Origin of the sequence: Burkholderia sp. AU32262 (genome assembly GCF_020419985.1) — a bacterium.
Taxonomy (GTDB): domain Bacteria; phylum Pseudomonadota; class Gammaproteobacteria; order Burkholderiales; family Burkholderiaceae; genus Burkholderia; species Burkholderia semiarida.
This window is the reverse complement of sequence record NZ_JAIZRS010000011.1, coordinates 132,421-145,988: the sequence shown is the minus strand read 5'-3', so window position 1 is coordinate 145,988 and position 13,568 is coordinate 132,421. Positions and strand designations below refer to the sequence as shown.

15 protein-coding genes are annotated in these 13,568 nt (G+C 67.7%); 10 read left to right on the top strand and 5 right to left on the bottom strand.

Going from position 1 to position 13,568, the window contains the following annotated elements:
* Positions 1-105 precede the first annotated feature (105 nt).
* Positions 106-633, top strand: coding sequence for a hypothetical protein (locus tag LGN10_RS15675; RefSeq protein ID WP_179231713.1), 528 nt, complete (start codon positions 106-108; stop codon positions 631-633).
* On the top strand, positions 630-1,076 hold the full coding sequence (locus tag LGN10_RS15670) for a type IV pilin protein (RefSeq protein WP_059574253.1): 447 nt from the start codon (positions 630-632) through the stop codon (positions 1,074-1,076). Before LGN10_RS15675 ends, LGN10_RS15670 begins: the two co-directional genes overlap by 4 nt.
* A gap of 67 nt (positions 1,077-1,143) precedes the next feature.
* Here the strand turns inward: LGN10_RS15670 and LGN10_RS15665 are convergent, their stop codons facing one another.
* The 3 genes from LGN10_RS15665 to LGN10_RS15655 all read right to left on the bottom strand — a co-directional run bounded on the left by LGN10_RS15665 (position 1,144) and on the right by LGN10_RS15655 (position 2,445).
* Positions 1,144-1,587 carry a DUF3318 domain-containing protein gene (locus tag LGN10_RS15665; protein ID WP_059574252.1) on the bottom strand — a complete coding sequence of 148 codons (444 nt, stop codon included), beginning with the start codon at positions 1,585-1,587 and terminating at the stop codon, positions 1,144-1,146.
* A gap of 43 nt (positions 1,588-1,630) precedes the next feature.
* Positions 1,631-2,020, bottom strand: a complete 390-nt coding sequence (locus LGN10_RS15660) for a phage holin family protein (RefSeq protein ID WP_226224184.1) — start codon at positions 2,018-2,020, stop codon at positions 1,631-1,633.
* A 122-nt stretch (positions 2,021-2,142) separates the two neighbouring features.
* On the bottom strand, positions 2,143-2,445 hold the full coding sequence (locus tag LGN10_RS15655) for a DUF883 family protein (RefSeq protein WP_006494044.1): 303 nt from the start codon (positions 2,443-2,445) through the stop codon (positions 2,143-2,145).
* A gap of 317 nt (positions 2,446-2,762) precedes the next feature.
* Between LGN10_RS15655 and LGN10_RS15650 the strand changes: the two genes are divergently transcribed.
* Positions 2,763-3,401 carry a peroxiredoxin gene (locus LGN10_RS15650; RefSeq protein WP_006476788.1) on the top strand — a complete coding sequence of 213 codons (639 nt, stop codon included), beginning with the start codon at positions 2,763-2,765 and terminating at the stop codon, positions 3,399-3,401.
* Between the two features lie 130 nt (positions 3,402-3,531).
* On the opposite strand, the gene LGN10_RS15645 is transcribed toward LGN10_RS15650, so the two are convergent.
* Positions 3,532-4,719 (bottom strand): acyl-CoA dehydrogenase, encoded by a 1,188-nt coding sequence (locus LGN10_RS15645; RefSeq protein WP_060011435.1) that lies wholly within the window; start codon positions 4,717-4,719, stop codon positions 3,532-3,534.
* Between the two features lie 113 nt (positions 4,720-4,832).
* Between LGN10_RS15645 and LGN10_RS15640 the strand changes: the two genes are divergently transcribed.
* Positions 4,833-5,624 (top strand): IclR family transcriptional regulator, encoded by a 792-nt coding sequence (locus LGN10_RS15640; RefSeq protein WP_060312746.1) that lies wholly within the window; start codon positions 4,833-4,835, stop codon positions 5,622-5,624.
* A gap of 152 nt (positions 5,625-5,776) precedes the next feature.
* The gene (locus LGN10_RS15635) at positions 5,777-6,187 is read left to right on the top strand and encodes a GFA family protein (protein ID WP_059574248.1); all 411 of its coding nucleotides are present in this window, start codon (positions 5,777-5,779) and stop codon (positions 6,185-6,187) included.
* A 204-nt stretch (positions 6,188-6,391) separates the two neighbouring features.
* Here the strand turns inward: LGN10_RS15635 and LGN10_RS15630 are convergent, their stop codons facing one another.
* Entirely contained in the window at positions 6,392-7,195 is an 804-nt protein-coding gene (locus LGN10_RS15630) for an EAL domain-containing protein (RefSeq protein ID WP_059574247.1), read from the bottom strand.
* Between the two features lie 354 nt (positions 7,196-7,549).
* On the opposite strand from LGN10_RS15630, the gene LGN10_RS15625 reads away from it, so the two are divergent.
* Genes LGN10_RS15625 through fahA form a run of 5 tightly spaced genes read left to right on the top strand, consistent with a single transcriptional unit; the run spans position 7,550 to position 13,506 of the window.
* Positions 7,550-9,211, top strand: coding sequence for an FAD-dependent oxidoreductase (locus LGN10_RS15625; protein WP_226224182.1), 1,662 nt, complete (start codon positions 7,550-7,552; stop codon positions 9,209-9,211).
* Between the two features lie 28 nt (positions 9,212-9,239).
* A complete protein-coding gene (locus LGN10_RS15620; RefSeq protein WP_059642074.1) occupies positions 9,240-9,470 on the top strand; it encodes a DUF2783 domain-containing protein in 231 nt (76 codons plus the stop codon).
* Positions 9,467-10,828, top strand: coding sequence for an MFS transporter (locus LGN10_RS15615; RefSeq protein ID WP_226224181.1), 1,362 nt, complete (start codon positions 9,467-9,469; stop codon positions 10,826-10,828). Before LGN10_RS15620 ends, LGN10_RS15615 begins: the two co-directional genes overlap by 4 nt.
* Positions 10,829-10,843: 15 nt before the next feature.
* Positions 10,844-12,178, top strand: a complete 1,335-nt coding sequence (gene hmgA, locus LGN10_RS15610) for a homogentisate 1,2-dioxygenase (RefSeq protein WP_059642069.1) — start codon at positions 10,844-10,846, stop codon at positions 12,176-12,178.
* Positions 12,175-13,506 carry a fumarylacetoacetase gene (gene fahA, locus LGN10_RS15605; RefSeq protein ID WP_226224179.1) on the top strand — a complete coding sequence of 444 codons (1,332 nt, stop codon included), beginning with the start codon at positions 12,175-12,177 and terminating at the stop codon, positions 13,504-13,506. Before hmgA ends, fahA begins: the two co-directional genes overlap by 4 nt.
* Positions 13,507-13,568 lie beyond the last annotated feature (62 nt).

Here is a 13,568-nt window from a genome sequence, read left to right as displayed (position 1 = left end):
CGCGGCGAGGCTGGCCACGCGCACGAGCGCGGCGTCGCGAGCGGCGGCGATCGGCAGCACGCCGTACGTGCTCGCGTTCCAGCGGCGACTCCGCGCGAGCCGAACATGCGTTTCTGGCCCGGTCGCCGTGCGTGGCGGCGCGATGCGGGCCTTGCGTTGCCTGCGGTGATCGCCATCGGCGCAGCGGTCGCGGCACTGACCGGTACATGGTTCGACGCCGCGCTGACGGAGTCGCGCCGCACACGCGCATTGTCCGATCGGCTGATTGCATTCCACGCGGCCGATGCCGCGCTTGCTGCGTGTACCGCGCGATTGCTGCGCGGCTCGGCGCCGTATGTGTACGAAAGCGAATCGCATGCGGAGCCCGACGCATGGCGACGCATGCCGCCGCTGGCGGCTGCCGAAGCGTTCACGCCATTCGCCGAATGGCCGATGGCCGAGCAGCCGCCGCGATGCCTGATCGAGGCGTGGCGGCGTCCGGCAGGGCAGGCACGCGACCGCGCTTATCTTGTGACCGCGCGCGGTGTCGGCGCGCACGCGTCGAGTGCCGTATGGTTGCAGCACCAGGTTGCGATGCGGGACGGCCATATCGTCGTGCTGCGCTGGCGTCGTGTCGCGGCGGTGCTTCGATGAACGGCCGCCTGTTCAGGGTTCGAGCGGCGGGGTTCACGCTGATCGAACTGATGATCGTGCTCGCGATCGTCGCGGTGCTGGCCGGGTGGGGTATCCCGTCGTATCGCGAGCATGTCGTGCGGGTTCACCGCGCGTCGGCGGTGTCCGCGCTGTACCGTGCGGCCCAGTATCTCGAAACGCTCGACGGTGCACCGCCGGCGGCATTGCCGGACGCGCTCGCGCAGGCGCCGCCGGACGGGCCGGCCGTGTATCGATTGACGCTCGGGCGGCCGGACGGCGACGAGTCGCCGGTGAGCTATGAACTGGTAGCGACGCCGCTCGACACGGGGCCGATGCGCGACGATGCATGCGGCATGTTCACGCTGCGCTCGGACGGGACGAAAGGCAATGCGGGAAGTGGGGGCGCCGACGAACCAGGCGCTGCCTGCTGGGGCGTGCGCTGAGTTCGCAACGAACGCGCGCAACGAACGCGCGCGGCCGCGCATGGCCGTGCGCGCAGGAGGCCCGCAGTCAGTCGTCGCGTGCGTCGAGCCCGCGCTCGTCGCGGGACTGCTTCCAGATCCGGTAGACCTCCCATGCGGCGAAGCCGAGCGTGCCCCACTTCAACGCGGGGCCCGCGCTTGCGCGCAGCAGCGAGCGAACGGGTTTCGCCAGCACGAGCGATGCGAGCGAACTCAGCATCGGATACTGGTTGACGAGGTGGCCGAGGCTTGCGTTCAGGTTCCTGGCCGACTGGCCGAACTTGCCGGTCGACAGCCCGGGGATGAACACCTTGAGCCAGCTGAAGCGCGTGACGGCCTGGCGCATTTCGGCGGCGGCTTCCGCGAGTTCGAGCCGCTCGACTTCGGATCGCAGGATCAGCAGTTCCTTGCGCAGCGCGCGGTGCTGCGACGCGCTCCAGTTCGATCGCGACGAATGGGAGCGGGATGGATTGCCCGTGATGTTCTGGCTCATGGCGCGTCGGCGAAGTAGGTGGAAGGGATGAGCGCGAGGGCGTTCACGGCTTGCCGCGGAACAGGTCGCGGTCTTTCTCGAGTTCGGCGAGCGTCGCCTCGAACACGGTTGGCGCGCCCCGCAGGCCCGAGCGCGCCTTCAGCCCGCATACGATGCCGCCAACGGCATACAGCGCGGTGATCGCGGCGAGCGACTGCCAGCGGTAGGTATCCCAGAACGCGATCGCGATCAGCACGGTCAGGCTGATGAGTGCCATCGTCGCGAGCATCATCGCGGCGAGGCCGAGGAACAGCACGCCCATCAGGCGCTCCTTCTCCTCGGCAAGCTCGATGCCCGCCAGTTCGAGGCGCGTTTGCAGGAGGCCGATGGCCGAGCCGACGAGGCGGCGCAGCGGTCCTTGACCGGACGGCTGCGAGGGGGTGTCTGTCGTCATGGATGCGGTGCTTGCGCGTACAGTGAGCAGCTAGGACAAAGCCGCCGGCGCAGGCCGGCCGGCTTCGACGCCCGCGCGCCGCGTCATCATGCGGCCCGCGGGACGAACCGGCGCAAAGCGCGTTACTTGCGGTTGATCAGCAGGCCGATCAGCACGCCAACGCCGGCAGCCACGCCGATCGACGTCCACGGATGCTCATGCACGTAGTCGTCGGTCGCGCGCGCGGCCTTCTTGCCTTTCTCGACCACCACGACCTGGACGTCGGCTGCCTTTTCCTTGGCCTGCTTCAGGCGCGACATGGCTTTCTCGCGCAACTCGGCCGCACGGTCGCCCGTGCTGCTCGCAGCTTGCTTGAGCAGGTCTTCGGCGTCCGAGAGAACGGTTTTGATATCCGACATCAGTTTCTCCTTGTTGATTTCCGACATTGCAACTCCCTTCGTGCTGTCATGCTGCAGGTTCACATCGTAGCGAAACCCGTGCCTGCTGGCGAGCCGGGAAGACGCACGGCGGCAGCGCAAGACTGCATGGTAAACGACTTGTAATGATGAACAGAGCGGCAAACGGATTGAAAAGTTTCCCCGCTGCCGTCCGTTCTCCCACGACGCCGGGTAAAAATGACAAAAAAGTATGAATATCAAACGGAATAATCGTTCGCACGGCCCATTGCTTCCCGTAAGCTGATGGACTGCCCCGCGCTGTCCGGCGCGCGGTTTCAACCAGCATCGTTCGAGGAGGGAACATCATGAGTCTGCGTCTTGGCGACATCGCACCGGATTTCGAGCAGGAATCGAGCCTGGGCACCATCAAGTTTCACGAGTGGCTCGGCAACAGCTGGGGTGTCCTGTTCTCGCATCCGGCCGACTACACGCCGGTGTGCACGACCGAACTCGGGCTGACCTCGAAGCTGAAGGGCGAATTCGAGAAACGCAACGTGAAGGTGATCGCGCTGTCGGTCGACGGCGTCGAATCGCACAAGGGCTGGATCAACGACATCAACGAGACGCAGTCGACGGTCGTGGGCTTCCCGATCATCGCCGACGCGGACCGCAAGGTGTCGCAGCTGTACGACATGATTCATCCGAACGCGAACGAAACGCTGACGGTGCGTTCGCTGTTCGTGATCGACCCGAACAAGAAGGTGCGGCTCACGATCACCTATCCGGCCAGCACGGGGCGCAATTTCGACGAAGTGCTGCGCGTGATCGATTCGCTGCAGTTGACCGACAATTACAAGGTCGCGACGCCCGGCAACTGGAAGGACGGCGACGACGTCGTGATCGTGCCGTCGCTGCAGGATCCGGAAGAACTGAAAAAGCGCTTCCCGAAGGGCTTCAACGCGGTGCGTCCGTATCTGCGCCTGACGCCGCAGCCGAACAAGTAAGCATCGACGCAGCTCCTGCCCGCGGCTGCGATGACGAAGGCCCGTCCGGCAGCGATGCCGGGCGGGCCTTTTACGTGGCGGCGCTCGCAGGCGCGGCATCGCCGCCGCCGCGTGCGTCATGGCCGAATCATCAGAAGAACGCCTGGATGCCCGTCTGCGCACGGCCGAGGATCAGCGCGTGGATGTCGTGCGTGCCTTCGTACGTGTTGACCACTTCGAGATTCACGAGATGGCGCGCGACGCCGAATTCGTCGGAGATGCCGTTGCCGCCGAGCATGTCGCGCGCGAGGCGCGCGATGTCGAGCGCCTTGCCGCACGAGTTGCGCTTCATGATCGACGTGATCTCGACGGCGGCCGTGCCTTCGTCCTTCATCCGGCCGAGGCGCAGCACGCCTTGCAGGCCGAGCGTGATTTCGGTCTGCATGTCGGCGAGCTTCTTCTGGATCAACTGGTTCGCGGCGAGCGGCCGGCCGAACTGCTGGCGGTCGAGCACGTACTGGCGTGCGGTGTGCCAGCACGACTCGGCGGCGCCGAGCGCGCCCCACGCGATCCCGTAGCGCGCCGAGTTCAGGCAGGTGAACGGGCCGCGCAGGCCGCTCACGTTCGGCATCAGGTTCTCTTCGGGCACGAACACCTCGTCGAGCACGATCTCGCCGGTGATCGACGCGCGCAGCCCGACCTTGCCGTGGATCGCCGGCGCCGACAGGCCCTTCCAGCCCTTCTCGAGGATGAAGCCGCGGATCGCGTCCTTGCCGTTTTCTTCCAGTTTCGCCCACACGACGAACACGTCGGCGATCGGCGAGTTGGTGATCCACATCTTCGCGCCGGACAGCGCGTAGCCGCCCGGCACCTTCTTCGCGCGCGTGACCATGCTGCCCGGGTCGGAGCCGTGGTTCGGCTCGGTCAGCCCGAAGCAGCCGATCCATTCGCCGGTCGCGAGCTTCGGCAGGTATTTCCGCTTCTGCGCGTCGGAGCCGAATTCGAAGATCGGCACCATCACGAGCGACGACTGCACGGACATCATCGACCGGTAGCCCGAATCGACGCGCTCGACTTCGCGCGCGATCAGCCCGTAGCTCACGTAGTTGAGGCCGGGGCCGCCATATTCCTCGGGAATCGTCGGGCCGAGCAGGCCGAGTTCGCCCATCTCGCGAAAGATGGCCGCGTCGGTGCGTTCGTGGCGGAACGCTTCGGTGACGCGCGGCGCGAGCTTGTCCTGTGCGTAGGCCTGCGCGGCGTCGCGCACCATCCGCTCGTCCTCGGTCAGTTGCTGATCGAGCAGCAGCGGATCGTCCCAATGAAAAGTTGCAGCACTCATCGTCTCATCTCCTGTTGGTCCGGTCTTCCAGCCGGCCCCATGCCAAAGTTCGCTTGACTATGGTTCCGCTGTGCGGAACAATGTTTTGCAAATTGAACTCAGTGTAGCACCGGATGACGCTTTCAACCATCGACGACACCACGATCGACGAGCGCAAGTTCGTCGTCGCGCTCGCACGCGGGCTCGACCTGCTGCGCGCCTTTCGGCCCGGCGAGACGATGCTCGGCAATCGCGATTTCGCTGAACGCACCGGCCTGCCTAAGGCGACGGTGAACCGGCTCGCCTATACGCTGACCGTGCTCGGCTATCTGCGCTACGACGAGACGCTCGGCAAGTATGCGCTGGACGCCGGCGTGCTGTCGCTCGGCTACGCGTTGCTGTCGGGCTCGGGGACGATCGATCTCGCGCGGCCGCACATGCAGGCGCTCGCGCGCGAGATTGGCGCGGCCGTGTCGCTCGGCTGCCGCGACGGGCTCGACATGATCTATCTGGAGACGATCCGCAGCGAGACGGCGCTGACGCTCGGGCTCGCGCCCGGTTCGCGGCTGTCGATGCTGACGAGCTCGATGGGGCGCGCGTACCTGGCCGTGCAGCCGGAGGACGTGCGCGGCGCGCTCTATGCCGAGCTGCACCGCGCGGCCGGCGGCGCGGCCGATGCCGATGCGCTCGTCACCGCCGCGCAGCACGCGGTGGCCGAGTTCTCGGCGAGCGGTTGCTGCTATTCGTTCCGCGCGTGGCACACGGACGTGAATGCGGCAGCCGTGCCGTTTCGCGAGCCGCGCGAGGGGCGCTGGCTGATCCTGAGCTGCAGCGGCCCCGCATCGTCGATGGACGAGGGCGTGTTCCGCACGCAAGTCGGGCCGAAGCTGAAGGCGCTCGCGCAACGGCTCGGGCAGACGGTCTGAGCAACGAGCGCGCGCGCAGGTCGCCGTCGCCCGGCAACGGGTTCGTTGGTCGCGGGGGCGGAAGCGGAAGGGGCGGCGCGGTTGCGTATTGTGCGACGGGCGAACCGCGCTCATCATCGTTCGCCTGTGTCCTGACGATCACGAGGTTCGCGATGCCGCACCCCGAAACGATGGAAGGCGGATGCGCATGCGGCGCGATTCGCTACCGGATCGCCGGCCTGCCGGCCGATGCCGGCTTCTGCCACTGCCGGCTCTGCCAGCGTACGACGGGCGCGGCGGTCGTCGCATCGGCATCGGTGCCGATCGACGCATTCGAATACCTGCAGGGCGAACCGACCGTCTATGCGTCGAGCGCGTGGGGCGAGCGGCGTTTCTGCGGCCGCTGCGGCGCGCAGCTCGAATACCGGCGCTCCGTGGCGCCGCGGACGGTCGAGATCAATTACGCGACGCTCGACGAGCCGTCGCGGCTGCGTCCGGCGTGGCATGTCTGGTACGGAGATCGTTTCCCGGGCATCGAGATCGACGACGATCTGCCGAAGTACGACGACGGTGGAAGAGAATAAGAATAGGCGGCTGGTTCACGCCGACGCGCCGGTGTGGATCTCGCGCGCAAGCAGGTCCGACCTTTGCGCGTAACGAACGAGAAACCGGCCGGCGTCGAGCGACGCCGCGTGCTGAAACCTGAAACCTGAAACCCGAAGCGGCACGACACGCCGTCATTCGGCGTGCGACGCCCCGCGCGCGGCGCGCACCTTCCGCCGCGCCGCTCAGGCCGTCACGACCTTCGCGAACACCGGCCCCTGCATGAACCGCACGTCGTGCTGGCGCAGCAGCTCGCACTGCGTCTCGTCGACCACACCGTCGAAGATCAGCGGAATCCGCACGCGCTGCGCATAGGCGACGAGCGCCTTGACCATCCCGTCGCGCAGCGCGATGCCCGCATCCATCTTGATGTAGTCGGGGCGCGCCATGTCCGATTCGACCGCGAGGATGCGGCCCGGGTCGGGCAGCTTGTCCGCGACCTTGAAGCCGTGATGCTGGTAGCTGCGCGTCAGGTAGCCGAGGAACGTCTTGTGGGCGACCGCGACCGCCGGCAGCTCGATCACGATCCGCTCGGGCGGCAGCCCGAAGCGCTGCAGCACCGACGAGAAATGCTTGCCGTGGTCGTACTTCACGCTCTTGAGCAGCCGCTCGTGCACGCGCAGGAACAGCAGCCCGTGACGCTGCGCACCGAAGAAATTGATCGCGTGCAGCGCGCGCGACAGGCGGTCGATCGCGACGAGCGTCTGGTCGTCGACGGCCGCGTCGACCGGATCGTGCTGCGCGCCCGTGACCAGCGTGACGGCCTGGAAGCCGAGCTCGTCGCCGTAGCGCTCGATCGCGTCGGCGAACGACGTCGATTGCGGCGCGCCGGGCATCGTCACGTCGTAGATCGGCTCGTACGCACTGGCGAGCGTGCGCTCGGGCAGATTCGCGCACGCGGTGCCGCCTTCGGCAAGCGCGAGGTGTTCCCGCAAATACGGCAGTTGCCCGGCACGGGCGACCAGCTCGGGGATGGTAGGCGGAATCATCGGCGTGAAAAGGAAAAATGGCGGCCGAAAGGGCCGCCTCGTTGTCTTGATATTAGCAGCGCGCGCCGCGCTCGGCTCGGCGTTTCGCTCATATGGTTATCCCGTCTCCGAGCGAACGATTAGGGTTTACGTTGTTTTCACTATTCGTAATTGGTTTTACTATTCGTAAATCCAAAGATTTGTCGCCGATCAAGAAATGCGGCAGGCAGGCGTCGCGAAACGGCGCCGTTCACGAATCAACAGGAAGCAAGGAGCGAGACGTGGCGGTTGACAGGACAGGCGGGCACACGCGCCGGCAGGAGACGGACGCGACGACGGGCGCGGCGGTGCGCGCGCGGCGGGATTGAGGAGCGGATGGCGACCATGAGCATCGATTACCAGACGCTGAAGTTCGAGTACCGCGCCCGCGCGCACGACGCGGCCGTCCACCCGGTGATCGTCGTCGGCGCCGGGCCGGTGGGCCTCGCGGCCGCGATCGACCTCGCGCAGCAGGGCGTGCCGGTCGTGCTGCTCGACGACGACGACACGCTGTCGACCGGCTCGCGCGCGATCTGCTTCGCGAAGCGCACGCTCGAGATCTTCGACCGGCTCGGCTGCGGCGAGCGCTTCGTCGACAAGGGCGTGAGCTGGCACGTCGGCAAGGTGTTCCTGCAGGACGAGCAACTGTACGCGTTCGACCTGCTGCCCGAGGAAGGGCATGCGCGCCCCGCGTTCATCAACCTGCAGCAGTACTACGTCGAAGGCTATCTGGCCGATCGCGCGTTCGAGCTGCCGAACATCGACATCCGCTGGAAGCACAAGGTGACGGGCGTCGCGCAGTCGGCCGAACACGCGGTGCTGACGATCGAGACGCCGGACGGCGTCGCGACGCTGCGCGCGCAGTACGTGATCGCGGCCGACGGCTCGCGCAGCTCGATGCGCACGATGATGGGCCTGGAGAGCCGCGGCCGCACGTTCAAGGATCGCTTCCTGATCGCCGATGTGAAGATGAAGGCGGAGTTTCCGACCGAGCGCTGGTTCTGGTTCGATCCGCCGTTTCATCGCAACCAGTCGGTGCTGCTGCACCGCCAGCCCGACAACGTGTGGCGCATCGACTTCCAGCTCGGCTGGGATGCCGATCCCGTCGCCGAGAAGCAGCCGGAGCGCGTGATCCCGCGCGTGCGCGCACTGCTCGGGCCGGACGTCGAGTTCGAGCTCGAGTGGGTGAGCGTCTATACGTTCCGCTGCCAGCGGATGGACACGTTCCGGCACGGCCGCGTGCTGTTCGCTGGCGATTCCGCGCACGGCGTGTCGCCGTTCGGCGCGCGCGGCGCGAACAGCGGCGTGCAGGACGCGGACAATCTCGCGTGGAAGCTGAAGCTGGTGCTCGACGGCCACGCGCACGACCGCCTGCTCGACACCTATGCGAGCGAGCGCGAGTTCGCGGCCGACGAGAACATCCGCCACTCGACGCGCTCGACCGATTTCATCACGCCGAAGAGCGCGGTGTCGCGCGTGTTCCGCGATGCGACGCTGAAGCTCGCGCGCGACTGCGAATTCGCGCGCAGGCTGGTGAACAGCGGGCGCCTGTCGGTGCCGGCCGTGCTGGCCGATTCGCCGCTGAACACACCGGACCGCGGCGGCGACGCATTCGCATGCGCGATGCGCCCAGGCGCGGCGGCGGCCGATGCGCCGGTACGTGCGCATGGTGCGTCGGGCTGGCTGCTGCAGCATCTGCGTGGCGGCTTCACCGGCGTGCTGTTCGGATTGCCGGGCGACGCGGCAGCGCTCGCGCAGGCCGTCAGTGGTCTCGCGCCGACGGTGCGGCCGGTGCTCGTCGTGCCGGCCGGGCACGCGCGGCCGGCAGCCGGCGTCGACGTCGTGGAGGACGTCGACGGCCTCGCGGCGCAGCGCTACGACGCGCAGCCCGGCACGTTCTACCTGCTGCGTCCCGACCAGCGCGTGTGCGCACGCACGCGCACGCTCGAGCGTCAGGCGATCGCCGACGCACTGGCGCGCGCGACCTGCGCACGCTGACTACGATAAAGACACCGGAGACACCGTCATGCCCTCACTCGATACCCGCCCGCGCCTGGCCGACCCCGACGCGTTCTACGAAGCGCTGATCGACATGCATCGCGACCTGTCGGACGCCGACAGCCAGCTCGTCAACGCGAAGCTGATCCTGCTGCTCGCGAACCAGGTCGGCGACGCCGACGTACTGCGCGAAGCGATGGCGCTCGCGCGCCAGGGCGTGACGCCGCCCGTGCATCCGTCCGCCGAGGTGGCGCGATGAGCGCGGCGCCGGCCGATACGCGCGTGCTCGAAGTCGAGCGCGTGATCGACGAGACCCATCGCCCGGGTTTTCACTGGATGCTGCTCGCGCTGTGCGGGCTGTGCCTCGTGATCGACGGTTTCGATGCGCAGGCGATGGGCTACGTCGCGCCGAGCGTGATCGCCGAATGGGGCGTGCCGAAGCAGGCGCTCGGGCCGGTGTTCAGCGCGAGCCTGTTCGGGATGCTGCTCGGCGCGCTCGGGCTGTCGGTGCTGGCCGACCGGATCGGCCGGCGTCCGGTGCTGATCGGCTCGACGCTGTTCTTCTCGGTGACGATGCTCGCGACGCCGTTCGCGAGTTCGATCCCCGTGCTGATGGCGCTGCGCTTCGTCACGGGCCTGGGCCTCGGCTGCATCATGCCGAACGCGATGGCGCTGGTCGGCGAATTCAGCCCGGCCGCGCATCGCGTGAAGCGGATGATGATCGTGTCGTGCGGCTTCACGCTCGGCGCGGCGCTCGGCGGCTTCATCAGCGCGGCGCTGATTCCGGCGCTCGGCTGGCGCTCGGTGTTCTTCGTCGGCGGCGCGGTGCCGCTCGTGCTGACGATCGCGATGGTCGCGCGGCTGCCGGAGTCGCTGCAGTTCCTGGTGCTGAAAGGGCGTGTCGCGCAGGCGCGCGACTGGCTCGCGCGCTTCGCGCCGGCCGCCGGCATCGATGCGAACACGCGGCTCGTCGTGCGCGAACGCGCGGCGAGCGGCGCGCCGGTCGCCGAGTTGTTCCGCCATGGCCGCCTGCCGGTCACGCTGCTGCTGTGGGCCATCAGCTTCATGAACCTGATCGACCTGTACTTCCTGTCGAACTGGCTGCCGACCGTGATGCGCGATGCCGGCTATTCGCCGGGCACGGCGGTGATCGTCGGCACGGTGCTGCAGACGGGCGGCGTGATCGGCACGCTGTCGCTCGGCTGGTTCATCGAGCGTTACGGCTTCGTGCGCGTGCTGTTCGCGTGTTTCGCGTGCGCGGCCGTGTCGGTGGGACTGATCGGCTCGGTCGCGCATGCGCTGCCGTGGCTGCTGGTCGTCGTGTTCGCGGGCGGGTTCTGCGTGGTCGGCGGACAGCCGGCCGTGAACGCGCTCGCGGGCCAGTATTACCCGACGTCGCTGCGCTCGACGGGCATCGGCTGGAGCCTCGGCATCGGCCGGATCGGCTCGGTGCTCGGGCCGCTCGTCGGCGGGCAACTGATTGCGCTGAACTGGTCGAACGGCGCGCTGTTCCACGCGGCCGCGGTGCCCGTGCTCTGCTCGGCGCTATTCGTGCTGGGCCTGGCCGGTGTGACGCGGCGCGGCGGCGCGCAGGCGCCGAACGCCGCCTTGAATTGATGGAGAAAGGAAACGATGACGCTTGACCTGTCGAAACCGGCGAGCGCCGGCTACCTGAGCGGTTTCGCGAACGAGTTCGCGACCGAGGCGCTGCCCGGCGCGCTGCCGCACGGCCGCAACTCGCCGCAGCGTGCGCCGTACGGGCTGTACGCGGAGCAGTTGTCGGGCACCGCGTTTACCGCACCGCGCGGCCACAACCGCCGCTCGTGGCTGTACCGGATTCGCCCCGCCGCCGTGCACCGGCCGTTCGAGCCGTATGCGGGCGCGCAGCGGCTCGTGTCGGAGTTCGGCGATTCGGCCGACGTGCCGCCGACGCCGCCGAACCAGTTGCGCTGGGATCCGCTGCCGATGCCGGTCGAGCCGACCGATTTCGTCGACGGCCTCGTGACGATGGCCGGCAACGGTTCGGCCGCCGCGATGAACGGCTGCGCGATCCATCTGTATGCGGCGAACCGGTCGATGCAGGACCGCTTCTTCTACAGCGCGGACGGTGAACTGCTGATCGTGCCGCAGCAGGGGCGCCTGTTCATCGCGACGGAATTGGGCCGGCTCGACGTCGAGCCGTTCGAGATCGCGGTGATCCCGCGCGGCGTGCGTTTTTCGGTCGCGCTGCCGGACGGCGACGCGCGCGGCTACATCTGCGAAAACTTCGGCGCGCTGCTGCGGCTGCCGGATCTCGGCCCGATCGGCTCGAACGGGCTCGCGAACCCGCGCGACTTCCTGACGCCGCAGGCCGCATACGAAGACCGCGAAGGCGCGTTCGAGCTGATCGCGAAACTGAACGGGCGCCTGTGGCGCGCGGACATCGGCCATTCGCCGCTCGACGTCGTCGCGTGGCACGGCAACTACGCGCCGTACAAATACGATCTGCGTCTGTTCAACACGATCGGCTCGATCAGCTTCGACCATCCCGATCCGTCGATCTTCCTCGTGCTGCAGGCGCAGAGCGACACGCCGGGCGTCGATACGATCGACTTCGTGATCTTCCCGCCGCGCTGGCTCGCGGCCGAGGATACGTTCCGCCCGCCGTGGTTCCACCGCAACGTCGCGAGCGAGTTCATGGGGCTCGTGCACGGCGCGTACGACGCGAAGGCCGAAGGCTTCGTGCCGGGCGGCGCGAGCCTGCACAACTGCATGTCGGGCCACGGGCCCGACGCGGACACGTTCGAGAAGGCGTCCGCGAGCGACACGACGAAGCCGCACAAGGTCGACGCGACGATGGCGTTCATGTTCGAAACCCGCACGCTGATCCGGCCGACGCGCTACGCGCTCGATACCGCACAGCTGCAGGCCGATTACTTCGAATGCTGGCAAGGCATCAAGAAACACTTCAATCCGGAGCAAAAGTGAGCGATACCCAAGACTGGCGCGCGACGCTCGACCCGGCTCGCAAGAGCTGGGTCGATACCGCGAACGATCCCGCCTGCGATTTCCCGATCCAGAACCTGCCGTTCGGAATCTTCAGCGATGCGAAGCAGACGGCGCGCCGCGCGGGCGTCGCGCTTGGCGACCAGATCGTCGACCTGGCCGAATTGAAGCGGGCCGGGCTGCTGACGTTGCCGCTGCCGAGCCCCGAGGATTTTTTCGAGATGCGCGATCGCGCGTTCGAGCAGCCGACGCTGAACGATTTCATCGCGCTTGGCCGCGATGCATGGCGCAGCGTGCGCGTGCAACTGTCCGACCTGTTCTCGCGCGACAACGCACGGCTGCGCGACGACGCGGCGCTGCGCGCGAAGGTGCTGGTGCCGCGGCGCGACGCGACGCTGCATCTGCCGGTCGAGATTCCCGGCTACACCGATTTCTATTCGTCGAAGGAGCACGCGACCAACGTCGGCTCGATGTTTCGCGATCCGAAGAACGCGCTGCTGCCGAACTGGTCGGAAATGCCGATCGGCTACAACGGCCGCGCGTCGTCGGTGGTCGTGAGCGGGACGCCGGTGCGGCGCCCGAACGGACAGCTGAAGCTGCCCGACCAGGAGCGTCCGGTGTTCGGCGCGTGCCGCAAGCTCGATATCGAACTGGAGACGGGCTTCATCGTCGGCCGCGGCAACGCGCTCGGCGAGCCGATCGCGTGCGAGGACGCGGAAGCGCATATCTTCGGGATGGTGCTGCTGAACGACTGGAGCGCGCGCGACATCCAGCAGTGGGAGTACGTGCCGCTCGGCCCGTTCAATTCGAAGGGCTTCGCGACGACGATCTCGCCGTGGATCGTCACGCTCGACGCGCTTGAACCGTTTCGCGTCGCGCAGCCCGAGCAGTCGCCGCAGCCGCTCGCGTATCTGCGGCATGCGGGCAAGCACGCGTTCGACATCGCGCTGGAAGTGACGCTGCGCGCCGAAGGTGCGGCCGAGGCCACGTCGATCTGCCGCACGAACTTCAGGCACATGTACTGGACGATGGCGCAGCAGCTCGCGCATCACACGGTTGCCGGCTGCAACACGCGCGTGGGCGACCTGATGGGCTCGGGCACGATCAGCGGGCCGACGAAGGATTCGTTCGGCAGCCTGCTCGAACTGACGTGGAACGGCAAGGAGCCGCTCGCGCTGAACGGCGGCGGCAGCCGTACGTTCATCGAGGACGGCGACGAGCTGACGCTCGCCGGCTGGTGCCAGGGCGACGGCTATCGCGTCGGCTTCGGCACGTGTGCGGGCAAGATCTTGCCGGCGCGGAGCGCGTGACGGATCGCAGCGCGGAACGTCACGCGTAGGTCACGTGTAGATCACGCGTAGTCAGGAAGGAC

Excerpts from the sequence above, each read along its gene's own strand:
- LGN10_RS15660 (WP_226224184.1), bottom strand. The coding sequence starts at position 2,020 with ATGACGACAGACACCCCCTCGCAGCCGTCCGGTCAAGGACCGCTGCGC.
- LGN10_RS15655 (WP_006494044.1), bottom strand. The coding sequence starts at position 2,445 with ATGTCGGAAATCAACAAGGAGAAACTGATGTCGGATATCAAAACCGTT.
- LGN10_RS15670 (WP_059574253.1), top strand. The coding sequence starts at position 630 with ATGAACGGCCGCCTGTTCAGGGTTCGAGCGGCGGGGTTCACGCTGATC.
- LGN10_RS15645 (WP_060011435.1), bottom strand. The coding sequence starts at position 4,719 with ATGAGTGCTGCAACTTTTCATTGGGACGATCCGCTGCTGCTCGATCAG.
- LGN10_RS15675 (WP_179231713.1), top strand. The coding sequence starts at position 106 with ATGCGTTTCTGGCCCGGTCGCCGTGCGTGGCGGCGCGATGCGGGCCTT.
- LGN10_RS15620 (WP_059642074.1), top strand. The coding sequence starts at position 9,240 with ATGCCCTCACTCGATACCCGCCCGCGCCTGGCCGACCCCGACGCGTTC.
- LGN10_RS15640 (WP_060312746.1), top strand. The coding sequence starts at position 4,833 with ATGACGCTTTCAACCATCGACGACACCACGATCGACGAGCGCAAGTTC.
- LGN10_RS15625 (WP_226224182.1), top strand. The coding sequence starts at position 7,550 with ATGGCGACCATGAGCATCGATTACCAGACGCTGAAGTTCGAGTACCGC.
- LGN10_RS15615 (WP_226224181.1), top strand. The coding sequence starts at position 9,467 with ATGAGCGCGGCGCCGGCCGATACGCGCGTGCTCGAAGTCGAGCGCGTG.
- LGN10_RS15630 (WP_059574247.1), bottom strand. The coding sequence starts at position 7,195 with ATGATTCCGCCTACCATCCCCGAGCTGGTCGCCCGTGCCGGGCAACTG.
- hmgA (WP_059642069.1), top strand. The coding sequence starts at position 10,844 with ATGACGCTTGACCTGTCGAAACCGGCGAGCGCCGGCTACCTGAGCGGT.
- LGN10_RS15635 (WP_059574248.1), top strand. The coding sequence starts at position 5,777 with ATGCCGCACCCCGAAACGATGGAAGGCGGATGCGCATGCGGCGCGATT.
- LGN10_RS15650 (WP_006476788.1), top strand. The coding sequence starts at position 2,763 with ATGAGTCTGCGTCTTGGCGACATCGCACCGGATTTCGAGCAGGAATCG.
- LGN10_RS15665 (WP_059574252.1), bottom strand. The coding sequence starts at position 1,587 with ATGAGCCAGAACATCACGGGCAATCCATCCCGCTCCCATTCGTCGCGA.